6 protein-coding genes are annotated in these 12,636 nt (G+C 66.8%); 2 read left to right on the forward strand and 4 right to left on the reverse strand.

Going from position 1 to position 12,636, the window contains the following annotated elements; genetic code table 11:
- Positions 1-118: 118 nt before the first annotated feature.
- Complete coding sequence (locus FDZ84_RS12500) at positions 119-6,352, forward strand: DEAD/DEAH box helicase (protein WP_168586040.1); 6,234 nt, start codon at positions 119-121, stop codon at positions 6,350-6,352.
- Positions 6,353-8,539 carry a DEAD/DEAH box helicase gene (locus tag FDZ84_RS12505; protein WP_168586041.1) on the forward strand — a complete coding sequence of 729 codons (2,187 nt, stop codon included), beginning with the start codon at positions 6,353-6,355 and terminating at the stop codon, positions 8,537-8,539.
- A gap of 3 nt (positions 8,540-8,542) precedes the next feature.
- Here the strand turns inward: FDZ84_RS12505 and FDZ84_RS12510 are convergent, their stop codons facing one another.
- The 4 genes from FDZ84_RS12510 to FDZ84_RS12525 form a co-directional block, all read right to left on the reverse strand.
- A complete protein-coding gene (locus tag FDZ84_RS12510; RefSeq protein ID WP_168586042.1) occupies positions 8,543-9,100 on the reverse strand; it encodes a ferritin in 558 nt (185 codons plus the stop codon).
- Positions 9,101-9,421: 321 nt separating this feature from the next.
- A complete protein-coding gene (gene arcA / locus FDZ84_RS12515; RefSeq protein WP_168586043.1) occupies positions 9,422-10,624 on the reverse strand; it encodes an arginine deiminase in 1,203 nt (400 codons plus the stop codon).
- Positions 10,625-10,806: 182 nt separating this feature from the next.
- Complete coding sequence (locus tag FDZ84_RS12520; RefSeq protein WP_371812847.1) at positions 10,807-11,616, reverse strand: CPBP family intramembrane glutamic endopeptidase; 810 nt, start codon at positions 11,614-11,616, stop codon at positions 10,807-10,809.
- Positions 11,617-11,791: 175 nt separating this feature from the next.
- Entirely contained in the window at positions 11,792-12,571 is a 780-nt protein-coding gene (locus FDZ84_RS12525) for a DUF2470 domain-containing protein (protein WP_168586044.1), read from the reverse strand.
- Positions 12,572-12,636 lie beyond the last annotated feature (65 nt).

Genomic DNA, 12,636 nt, shown 5'->3' on the forward strand with positions numbered 1-12,636 from the left:
CGAGGACTGGGGGAGGTCTGCACCGTGCTCGACGAATCCGGGCTCAACGATTTCGGCCGGACAGCGCGCGGAAAGCGCCCGCAACACGCCGAAACCGCCTGAGAACCGGAGCTATTGCATGCTGCCCTCACTGCTGGCCGAGGAACTCCAGAAGCGACTGATCTCCTACCTCGCGACCACGTTCGAACTTGCCGATGACGACGCCCGCAAGAGCCTGGAGCGATTCCTCAGCGACCCGGAAACCAGCATCTTCTCCGGACCGTTCCTGCGGGCGCGGTTGCCGTTCCGGCCAGCGAGCGAGGGCTGGCAGAGCCACCTCGCCTTCGTACCGGATGGCTTCCAGCCCTACCGGCACCAGGCAGCCGCGTTCGCGCGGTTGACCAGCAAAGACCACCAGCCCGAGCCGACGATCGTCACCACCGGCACCGGCTCGGGTAAGACGGAGTCGTTCCTGTTCCCGGTGCTGGACCACTGCCGCCGGCAGTGCGCGGCGGGCAAACCGGGAATCAAGGCCCTGATCCTCTACCCGATGAACGCCCTGGCCAACGACCAGGCCACCCGCATCGCCAGGCTGGTGGCGCAGCACCCCGAGCAATACGGCGAGATCACTGCCGGCCTGTTCACCGGCGACTCCGGCCAGCACCGGTTCATGGGGCCGGACCACATCATCGAGAACCGGGGCGCACTGCGGGCCAACCCGCCGGACATCCTGCTCACCAACTACAAGATGCTGGATCGCCTGCTGCTGCGCCAGGACGACATCGGACTGTGGGACGGTGCCGCGGAAAACCTGCAGTACCTGGTGCTCGACGAGTTCCACACCTACGACGGGGCGCAGGGCACTGATGTGGCCCTGCTGCTGCGTCGGCTCGGTATGGCACTCGGCATCAGTCGAGACGGTCAACCACTCGGATCGGTGGCACCGGTAGCGACGTCGGCGACGCTTGGCGACGGAACGCGCGCCGACGAACTGCTGAGATTCGCCGAAACCGTATTCGGCTGCCCGTTCACCGAGTCGGCACTGGTTCGCGAGGACCGGTTGACCACCACGGAATGGATCGGCACGGTGTCCGATGCGGATGCCGTGCCGGTCGGTCGCATTCCGCTGCTCTCCGAGATCGACGAGCTGATCCCGGACGATCAGGAAGTCGAATACGAGCAGCTGGTCCAAGCGGCGATCACGGCGTTCTTCGAGCTCGGCGAGGGGGCCGAACTCGGTCCCATCGAGCTGAGCGCCGCGCTCAAACACCACCCGCTGACCGCCGAGGTGGCAGCGGCCGCCGCTGAACCGACGACGTTCGACCATGCGCTCCGCAGCTTGGGTGCGGTCGCACCCACCTGGGTGAGCGCCCTCGACAGCGGCGAGGCGGACAGCGCGCGAAGGGCGTTGTCCACCTTCGCCGCCCTGCTCTCACACGCCCGGACCGGCAACGGCGACAAAGCCCTGCTGCAGGTTGAAACGCAGTTGTGGGTCCGCGAGGTCACGCACCTGATCCGTTCGGTCGACAACGTTCCGACGTTCCGCTGGTACGACGACAACCCCGGCGCCGAAATGGATCGGTTCCTGGCAGCAGTGTTCTGCCGGCACTGCGGCCGGGGCGGCTGGGGAGCAGCGCTGGCCGGAGCAGCGGGCAACCAGCTGGACGACCGGGTGAAGAAAGCCTGGAAGCTGTCCGTAGCGAAAAGCGATCGCTTCCGGGCGTTCCTGCATGCCGCCGGAGAGGCGGACGCAACACCGGAGAAGGTCGCCTGGCTCGACCCGGTGACCTTGGAAGTGCTGTGGAAGCAGCCGGATCACCACGAGGAATGTGTACCGGTCGTCACCACCGAACCGAGCGATCTGAAGGCGGCAGCGGACGGCAAATGCCCGTCCTGCGAGAAGACCGACGGCATCCGGTTCCTCGGCTCCCGGGTGTCGACGCTGACATCGGTGGCGCTGAGTCACTTTTTCGGGCACGCGGGCATTCCCGAGCAGGAAAAGAAGACGCTGGTCTTCACCGACAGCGTGCAGGACGCGGCACATCGCGCCGGATTCATCGAATCCCGTGCCTACGCCTTCAACCTGCGGTCCGTGCTGCACCGCGCGATCCGGGCCAACGGAGTTCGGCTGGACCAGATCGCGGGAAACCTAATCAGCGATGTCGCCGGGCCTGGGGACCGGGCCGCCCGCTACGCATTGCTCCCGCCGAACACCACCGATCTGCAGGGATTCAAGAGCTTCTGGACCGAGAAGCGGGTTCGTAACACCGCGCGGGTCGAAGCCCGGATGGACTTCGCGGCCCACCTGGAGTTCGGGCTCAACTCCCGGACCGGCCGCACGATGGAACTCACCGGCACGATCAGCGTGCTGGTCGACACCGACAACGAAAAGAGGTTCAAGACCCGGGTCAGCCAGGTGGTCGCCGAGCACCGGCCGGCCGACCTCGAATTGGAAACGGGTTTCGCCGCGCAGGAGTTGGCGTGGGCACGTGGCATCCTCGAACGGATCCGAACCCAGGGCGCGATCGGGCACAACTTCCTGGACCGCTACATCCATGCAGACGGCAATCGGTGGCCGATCTGGGGCGGCCGGGACCGGCGGACCGGCATGCCCGCGTTCCACAAGAACCGTCCGGCACCGGCGTTTCCCACCGACGCGGCGCGGTCGGAGCAGTTCGACAGCATCGTCGCACCACGCACTTGGTTCACCCGGTGGACTCACCGGTGCCTGGGCGTGCCCGAAGCGGACGCGCCCCGCCTGGTCCACGCGTTGTTCCGGATGCTCGCCGACGAAAGCATCCTGCAACAACGGACGACCAAAAGCGGTGCCACCGTATACCTGATTCCCCCAAACCGGATCTGGCTGGACCGCACCGACCTGGCCGATCTCGCGGCCGGGCGCAGCATGTTGCGTTGCCACGTGTGCCAAACGCGGACGCCGGTTCACCCGGACATCGCCAGCCAACTCGCCGACGCCCCGTGCCTGCGCAAAGGGTGTGGTGGGCGACTACACCCGCACGCCGAGACCGACAACTACTACCGCACGCTCTACAACTCCGAACGGGTCCGGCGAATCGTCTCCCGCGAGCACACCGCCTTGCTGAGCAGGGACGAACGAACCGAGGTCGAGCGGGAATTCAAGGAAAGCACCGAGCCGAGCGCGCCGAACGTGCTGGTCTGCACGCCGACCCTGGAGCTGGGTATCGACATCGGTGATCTTGGCACCGTCGGTCTGACGTCCTTGCCGCGCACCACGGCCGGTTACCTGCAACGAGTCGGGCGGGCCGGGCGGCGCAGCGGCAATGCCTTCGTGGTGGCGATCCTGCCCGCTCGCCCGACGGAGCTGCGCCACTTCGGGGAACCGCTGGACATGATCGCCGGCGAAGTCGTCCCGCCGGCCTGCTACCTCGATGCCGAAGAGATCCTGCGTCGCCAATACCTCGCATCGCTGATCGACCGCTCTGCGGCACGTTCCCGCACCAAGTGGGCACAGCCGAAAACCGTGCCGACCCTACTCAACGACGGCCTGGCCCAAGGCCGATGGCTGCGCTGGCTGCTCGACGACGCGCGGGCCAACGCCGAGACCTACGTGACTGAGTTCCTGGAGACACTCGGTAAACGCGTCACGGACGGGACCGCTGCCGCACTGCGGGGCTGGGCAGGCTCTGCCAGCTCTGGCGAGGTGCCCGGCATCGAGCGCACGGTGCAAACCGGTGTGATGCGCTGGGCACGTGAGCTCAACGAGCTCAACAGCCGGATCGCGGACCTCGACGCAGTTGCCGAGGAACTGAAGGCCAAGCTCGACTTGCTGGAAGGCGAGGCACGAACCGACTTCCAGCGGGTCACCGGCGAACGCAAGGCGGCGCGGCGGCTGCGCCGGGACGTCTACGAAGGCAACGACTGGGTCGGCGCGCTGGAGTCGCTCGGCCTGCTGCCCAACTACACGCTGCTCGACGACCGGACCCGGCTCGACGTGAGCCTGTGGTGGATCGACGAGGAAACCACGAAGCCGGAGATCGAGGAGTGCCAGTACGAACGCGGTAGCCGCACCGCGCTGTCCGAGCTTGCTCCCGGCGCAACCTTCTACGCCAGCCGACGAGCGGTGCGCATCGACGCGGTCGACGTGGGCAGCGAGCACAACAGCTTGATCCAGCGGTGGCGTCTCTGCCCCGTCTGCGGCTGGTCCGATCCGGATGACGCCCCGCAGGCATGCCCCCGGTGCCACAGTGAGCACGCGGCGGATTCCGGGCAGCGGCTCGACGTGGTTGCGTTCCGCCGCGTCTCGGCTTTCGCGGCTCTCGACGAGTCGCGGTTCGGCGACGAGGACGAGGAACGCAAGCGGACCGCGTTCGAGATCGCCACCAGCGCCGACGTTGCCCCGCAGGACATCCGTGACGCTTGGCAGCTACGCGCGTACCCCTTCGGCGCCGAGTTCTGCCGCAAGATCAGGATCAGATGGTTCAACCTTGGGCTGCTCGACCGCGGTGGCGCTGGCATGCGCATCGCCGGCGAGGAGTATTCGGCACCGAGGTTCCAGGTGTGCACCGGCTGCGGTGTTGTGCCGGCGGCGCAGGGCAAAGACCAGAACGAAGTCCGGCACCGTGGTTGGTGCCCGCAACGCAGCGAACCGGACCCGGCCAAGTGGGCGAACGTTGCGCTGATGCACGAGTTGCAGACCGAAGCGCTGCGAGTGCTCGTGCCGCCGATCGCTTTCGCCGATGACGCACAGTTGGTGTCCTTCACCGCTGCGCTCAAGCTGGGCTTGCGCGGCGTGCTCGGTGGGAGGCCGGATCACCTGGACGCCTTCTGTTGCGTCGAGTCGGGCAGCCAGGGGCGTCGACAGATGGTGGTGCTGCACGACCAGGTCCCCGGCGGCACCGGCTATCTGACCCGGTTCACCGATCCGGAGAACCTGTTGAAGCTGCTGGAAAAGGCCAAGGAGACGCTGGAGAACTGCGGTTGCGTCAACACGACCCACTTCGCCTGCCACCGCTGCCTGCTGTCCGTGGGGCACGTCGACGATGTGGAACTGCTTTCCCGCGACCGGGCGCTTGGCATCATCAACGACGTGCTTGAGCACTGGGACCCGGTCGAAGGCACCGGCGTGCACCAGATCAGCACGACGATCGATGAAACCCACATCGAACGTCGCTTCCGGGCACAGCTGTACCGGTGGGCCCAACAGCACAAGCTGCGCCCGCAGCTCAGCGCAGGCACCTACGGGGACAGCCTCCGGTTCGCCGTGGACGAGCGGGACGGCCACCGGAACTGGATCGTCGAACCCCAAGTGAACATCGATAACGTGGTCAAGCCGGATTTCGTCATCTCGCCGGTGGACTTTTCCACGCCGCGCATCGCTGTGTTCTGCGACAGCGTTCGGTTCCACGCCAGTGCGGAGCACAACGTGACGACCGCCGACGCGCGCAAGCGGGCCATCTTGCGGGAACGTGGATATCTCGTCTGGGCGGTCACCCATCAGGACATGGAGGAGTTCGAGCGGGTCCTCGCCGGGGCCAAACCCAACCCGCTGCCTTTCCTCACCGCCGGCCAACGGAACCAGGTTGTGGCTAGCGCGAACCGAACCTCGGGCTTGGGGAGCATGGCCGCGCGCAAGGTTGTCGGTGACGCGATGACCCTGCTCACCGCATATCTCGTCAACCCGGACCGCGACCACTGGCGCAATGTCGCGCAGGCTGTCGCCGGTGGTTTGGTGGCGAGCTGCGGCAAGGCAGGAATGACAGCTGCGGACAAGGCAGACCTGCCGCGGATCGTCGTGGAACATGGCCGAGGAGCGCCGATTCCGCCGCCGAGCGGATCGCAGCCGGTTGCGTTGACCGAAACCGCGAACGACGCTGGAGTAGTCGTCCTCCCGGTCGCGAAGACCAAAGACCTCGCGGTGCTCCTGGTGCTCAACGATGCGGCGGACAAGGTCGGTTCGCCGGCTCATGCCGCTGCCTGGCGAGACTGGCTCGCCACCGGCAATGTCCTGCAATTCCTCGACCGGGAGCTACCCCGGTTCGCTGCGGCGACGACCAGCAAGCAGCTCGGACCGGATGAAATCCCGGGAGCGGCGGCGGCCGAGCCACGCTTCAACGCCGATTGGCGGCTCGTCATCGACGTAGCGGAAACCGAGCTGCGGGAACTCCTGGTCGCGTTGGCGACGCGGGACGTCGCGCCACCGCTGCCGGGCGACGAAAGTCCAGACGGGGCGTGGCAGATCGACCTGTCGTGGCCGGAGGAGAAAGTTGCCGTGTTGGTCGAGGAATCCGCCGACCGGATAGCACAGCTCCGCGAACACGGCTGGCGGGTAGTTCCCGCCGATGCTGAGAAGATCATCGAGGAACTCCAGCAAGTATCGGGAGGCGCGCGTTAAATGGCGATGGTCGTCATGCACAAGGACTTCCAGGCGGGCTACAAGCTGGACGGCTCGCTGAAAAAGAACGCCTGGGACCTGATGCTCAAGCTCTCCTCGAGCGAGAACAGCAACGGGCTGAACTTGAAGATGCCGCAAGGCGCGATCGACCGGCGAGTGCGCGTAGCGCGCGTAAACGACAACTTCCGCGCCGTGCTGTTCGACGCGAGCAATCCCGGCGAAGCCTTCTATGTGCTCGTGGCGATCAAGCCGCACGATCTCGCTTACCAGTACGCGGCCACGCTGAAGATGCAGGTCAACCCCATGAACGGGGTTTTCGAGGTGCTCAAGAGCGCCGATGCCGAGCCGGTCGCCGTTGAACCGCCGATCGCCGCGCGGCCCGTTGCGGACGACCGTCCGTTGCTGTTGCCGTTCCAGTCGGCAGAGCTCATCGGCCTCGGCATCACCGAGCGGATCGCGGGCCGCGCGGTGCAGGTGCGCGACGAGGACGAGCTGCAGCGGATCTGCGTCGATGCGCCGTCGTGGCAGGGCAGCGCGCTGCTGGACCTGGCCTTCGGCGCGTCCCTGGAGGATGTGCGGCGGACCTATACCGTCCTTGCCTCGGAGACGGACCGCAGTGGATCGCACGAGTTCGGCAACGGTGAATCTGACCCTGGACAGCTGCGCGAATCACTGCAGCGACCCGGTTCCCAGATGGACTTCGTGGTCTTCTCCGACGACGAACACATGCGCCGCATCCTGGAAGGCGACTTCGAGGCGTGGCGAGTATTCCTGCACCCTGAGCAGCGCTCGGTCGCCTATCACCCCGGCTGGAAGGGAGCTTTCCGCATCACCGGCGGTGCGGGCACGGGTAAGACCGTCGTTGGCATGCACCGGGCGGTGTTCCTCGCGAGACGGTCGAACGTACGCGTGCTAGTGACGACCTTCACCCGGAACCTGGCAGCGGAATTGAAGCGGCAGCTAGCTCAACTGGCCGAGCCTGAAGTGCTCAACCGAATCGACGTGCGCCACATTGACCAGCTAGCCAGGGAGGTCGTGCTGCGGGCAAAAGGGCACCGGACGCCGCTGCGCAGTAACGACGAGCGCCGTTGCTGGCTGCAGGTCCTCGGTCAGATGGACCTGACCGAGGCGGATCGGCAGCTGCTGACCCCGGACTTCCTCAGCCGCGAATACGTCCAGGTCATCCTGGGGCGCGGCGTTCGAAGCCGTGACGAGTACCTGAAGATTTCCCGGCCCGGGCGCCGTGTTCGGCTGAACCGGTTGCAGCGCGCTCGTATCTGGTCGGTGGTGGAGGAGTTCGAACGCCAGCTGTCATTGGACGACAAGACCACCTTCGGTAAACTCATCGCCGAGGCTGCCGAGATCGTGGCCGACCAGCGGACACTGGACACCCACCGATACGACCACGTCGTGGTCGATGAGGCGCAGGACCTCAGCCCGGCGCACTGGCGACTGTTGCGTGGCGTGGTTCCGGTCGGGCCGGATGATCTCTTTATCTGTGAGGACGCGCATCAGCGGATTTACGGCGACCGGGTCGTGCTGAGCCGCTACGGGATCGAAACCCGGGGCCGGTCGCGAAAGTTGACCTTGAACTACCGGACCACCAGCCAAGTTCTGCAGTTCGCCACGCAGGTCCTGGGCGACGAGGCGTACCTCGACCTCGACGAGGAAACCGACTCGACGGAGCGGTACCGATCGCTGTTGACGGGGCTGCGGCCGCGTTACCGGGACTTCCGCAACGAGACCGATGAGCAGCGCTTCATCGCGCAGCAGATCGCCGAGTGGAAGGAAGAGTCCGGCGAGCTTGGAGACATCGCGGTGCTGGCCCGGACCGGAAAAATCCGGGACAAGTTCGCGCGGGCACTTCGAGAAGCCGACATACCCGTGGTGATCGTCGAGGACGGTGACGCCTCGACACGGCGAGACGCCGTGCATGTGGCCACCATGTACCGCGCCAAGGGGGTCGAGTACCAGCGAGTGGCGGTTGTCGGTGCCGACGCAGGCGCGGTTCCTCTTGACTTTGTGCTGGGCCAGAGCGCCCCGGAAGAGCAGGACGACGTCAGGCAGCGTGAGCGCTGCCTGTTCTACGTCGCCTGCACTCGACCTCGTGACCAGCTCCTGGTCACCTGGACTGGAATTCGCACACCGTTCCTGTCGTTCCTACCGGAAGCTCCAGCCGAGGCGTGAGCCTCAGAGGGCGCCGCCGGCCGTCCTGGGGGCCGTTGCGTCGGCTCCTTCGTTGCCGACCGTTTCGCGGGCCAGGTAGTTCTCGACGTCGAAGAGGTTGCCCCTGGCCCGGTCGACCACGTTCAGCAGCGTCGACATCGAGGAGACCTCCTCGACCTGCTCCTTCAGGAACCACTGCATGAACTGCTCGCCGAGGTAGTCGCCTTCCTCGCGCGCGGTCTTGGCCAGCGTCTCGATCTCGCGGGTGACCTCGCGCTCCTGCTCGAGGGCGAGCGCGACGAGCTCGCGGGTCTCGGTGAAGTCGGTGCGCACCTGCTCGATGGCCGGGATGATCGGCTTGATGTTGTTGTCCATCAGGTACTGGACGATCATCATCGCGTGGTTGCGCTCTTCCAGCGCCTGGCGGTAGAAGAGCGCGGCCAGCCGCGGCAGGTCCTCGTTGTCGAACCAGACCGCGACCGCGAGGTACTGCTGCGAGGCGGTGAATTCATTGCGGACCTGCTCCTGCAGCAGGTGCTCGAACTTGGATTCCTTGTGGTGAATCTTCGCGGTGACAGCCATGGCTTCAATATACTCTGGAATCAGTCCAGATACATTTCAGGTAAACCTAATAATGGTATGGTTGGCCTTGGTTGTGCTCCATTTAGTGAAGGCAATCCTCAAGTAATTAAGCCAAGCCAAACCTATGTTGTTTGCGCAGGTGGGCGACGCCTCGGCTACCGAAAGTGGCGAAGTTTCGAAACTCCTCACCGATTAGAGTGATCAGTTTCGGGTGAAGGGCTCCGTTGGTCGGATTGGCCGGTTGTCCAGTCTCGGTCAAAGGACCCTTTGCTCGTCCCTGGTCAAGTGATCGGGGAGATTCGTAGCCCGCGAAATGTGATTTCAGGGGCGCAATGGGGCGCGGGTGATGGGGCAGGACATGCAGCGGGGGCCGCCTCGGCCGGAGCCGAGTTCAGAGCCGCTGATCCGCAGCACCTCGATGCCGGCTTCCTCCAGCCGGGCGTTGGTCTCAGCGTTGCGCTCGTAGGCCACCACGACGCCCGGTGCCACCGCGAGCGTGTTGTTTCCGTCCTCCCACTGCTCGCGCTCCGCAGTCACCGGGTCCAGGCCGGTGTCGATCACCCGCAGGTGGTCGATTTCCATCGCTTCCGCCGCGGCGGTCAGGAACGGCGTCGGGCCGGACACCTTCAACTCGCCGTCCAGCGGACGCAAGGTGAAGGCCTCCAGCGAGTGCTGGATCGCCGGGTACATCACCACCGCGTCGCGGTCGACCATCGTGCATACCGTGTCCAGGTGCATCGAGGCCCGGGCCTGCGCGATCGGCACGGCCAGGACGGTGTGCGCCAGATCGTCGGCGAACATCGAGCGGGCCAGCGACTCCGCGCCGGCCGGGGTGGTGCGCTCGCCGACCCCGACGGCCACCACGCCCGGCGCGAGCAGCAGCACGTCGCCGCCCTCGACGGGCGCCGAGTGTGCGCCGTAGGCGCGGGCGGAGTGCGAGAACCTCCGGTGATAGGCGTAGATCAGGTCGGTGAGCGCGGATTCGCGGCGGCGCGCGGGCATCGCGAGGGCCGCGATCGCGACCCGGTCGCGGACCCACACCGACGAATCGCGGGTGAACAGCAGGTTCGGCAGCGGGTCGACGGCAAAGTCGTGCGGGTGGTGCATCCGGCGGACCAGGGACTGGCCCTCCGCGGCGGGCAGTTCCTCGAACGTCATGCCCGCGATCAAGACCTCGGCCATTGCGCCGTTGTCCACACTGGACAGATGTGAGCGCAGCATATCGGCGATGTCAGCGCCCAGCTTGAGCTCGTCCACGCCCGCGAGCACGGCCGCGGCCCGAGCGCGCGGGTCGTGCAGCGCCTCGGCGAGCAGGTCGCGCAGTAGCAGCACCTCGACGCCCCGGTTGCGGAGCACCTCGGCGAACGCGTCGTGCTCCTCCTGCGCGCGATCGACCCAGGGGATCGCGTCGAACAGGAGTTGGTCGCTGTTGCGCGGCGTGAGCCGCTTCAGTTCCGTGCCCGGCCGGTGCAGCAGCACCGCGTGCAGCGGGCCGACCTCGCTCTGGACGTGTGGTTCGGTCACGAGTTGCAGCCTAGTCGCGACGAATCGAAAGTCTTTTCATTGGCGCCGATTTCGATCAATCATTAAACAAATTGGGCGGTAGGCAGTCGAATCGTTGCGCTCGATGGCAGACTGGTTCGGCTTAGAGACGTCTGAGTTCGCTACCTGCGCCGCCACACAGTACGAGTCTGGAAGCAGTCGTTTCAGGGGAGCCAGCCGACCCGGCCGCGCAGGGCGGCGTAGCCGACGAAGGCCACCACGTCGATCAGCGCGTGGCCGACGATCAGCGGCCACAGGCGGTTCGTGCGCTGCCAGGCGCGCCCGTAGACCAGGCCCATCACGACGTTTCCGACGAACCCGCCGAAGCCCTGGTACAGGTGGTAGCTGCCGCGCAGCACCGCCGACAGCCACAGCGCCCGGTTCTCCGACCAGCCCAGCTGCCGCAGCCGGGTCAGCAGGTAGGCCACCACCAGGACCTCTTCGGCGAAGGAGTTGCCGAACGCGGCCAGCGTCAGCACCGGCGCCCGCCACCACGCCGCGTCCAAGGTGGAGGGTTGCACGGTCAGGCTGAGGCCGAGGGCGTGCGCGATGAGGTACAGGCCCAGGCCGGGGATGCCGATCAGGGCCGCGAGCCCGAGCCCACCGGCTATGTCCCGGCCGGGCCGCGACCGGTCCAGGCCGACCCGCCACAGCGCCATCCCGCCGCGCCACAGCAGGAACGCCCCCAAGCCGCCCCAGGCGCACAGTCGCAGCACGTTCGCCAGCTGCGCCAGCATGTCGATCAGTCCGAGCTCGGCCCGCGGGACGTTGATGGCGGCGTGCTGGTCGGCCAGCGGCTCCGGGCGCATCAGGGCATCCAGCAAGGAGAGCAGGCTTTGCAGGCCGGAGAGCCCGAGCGTCACCGCGAAGACCACGACCAGCTCGATGATGATGGCCTTGCGCTCCGCGCGGTCCGCGATCACCGCGGGCTCGCCGGGCCGGGTCGGGGTCAGCCATGCGCGCAAGGTGCTCACGCGACGAACCGTACCCGGATCGGTGATGTGCGCGGGCGGCCGTTCGAGGGCTGGCAAAACCGGTAAGGCCCGCTCCGAACACTGCTCGGACGACTGAACCAGCGAGGAGCCTGGGACGAACGGAAAGTGCCGTCTATTGAGGTGAACAGGCCGTTCGCTTCAGACCACCCGGCGTTCAACCCTGGCGTTGTTGGGCGAGGAAGGGGCAGCCGACGAGGCGGCGGAGTTCGGCTCCGAGGTGTTCGGTCGTGCTGACCGGGCGGGAGAACGCCAGCCGCACGTCGTGATCGCCGTCCGCGGACTCCACCCGCAGCCGCAGGCCGTACTTGTCCAGGCCCAGCGGGCGGATGTGCCCGCCGTGCAACTGCTCCGGCAGGTGCCGGGCCAGCAGTCCGACGACGTCGCGGTGCGAGAGCTCCAGGTGCCGCAGCCACGCGTCTTCCTGCAGGCAGAACGGATCAGGCGCGGCTGCCTGGAATTCCGCCGGGTCCACCGAGCTGGTGCCCTCGGAGTCCGCCAGCACGAGCGACGCGGGCTCCAGGCGCAGCACGCTCGCGCCGTGCCCGGCGTCCAGCAGCCGCGGGTCTGGTCGTTCCGCGGCGACCGAGAGGACCTCGTCGCGGGCCTCCGCGCCGTCGAGCAGGCGCACCCAGCCGGTCAGCCACAGCAATCCGCGCACCGGCTCGCGCAGCCGGACCGGCGTCGGATCGGTGAGTTCGAGGACGGCGGCGAGTTCTGCGCGCGGGGCTTGCCAGGCAGTTGCGATCAGCGGGTGTTCGTCGGCCAGCAGAACGGTTGCGGCTCCGTCGGAGTGCACGTGGTGCAGCAATGGCGCGATGCGCGCCGAGGCCTCGCCGGCCGGCAGGAGCGCCGCGCGGCCGCCGCGCTTGGCGATGCTCTTGGCCCGTTCCGCGGCGCTCGGCGTCGCAGGCCGGCGGATGGTCGGTTCGCCCACTGCTCACCTCCAGACTTAGGCAAGCCTAACTTAATTGCCCGGTGTGGGGAAGTTGTCATCCCGGG

This window comes from Saccharopolyspora sp. ASAGF58 (assembly GCF_012277335.1).
GTDB classification, from domain to species: Bacteria; Actinomycetota; Actinomycetes; order Mycobacteriales; family Pseudonocardiaceae; genus Saccharopolyspora; species Saccharopolyspora hattusasensis.

Bases quoted from the DNA above. Each gene is read 5' to 3' on its own strand.
- FDZ84_RS12500 (WP_168586040.1), top strand. From the start codon at position 119: ATGCTGCCCTCACTGCTGGCCGAGGAACTCCAGAAGCGACTGATCTCC.
- FDZ84_RS12505 (WP_168586041.1), top strand. From the start codon at position 6,353: ATGGCGATGGTCGTCATGCACAAGGACTTCCAGGCGGGCTACAAGCTG.
- FDZ84_RS12510 (WP_168586042.1), bottom strand. From the start codon at position 9,100: ATGGCTGTCACCGCGAAGATTCACCACAAGGAATCCAAGTTCGAGCAC.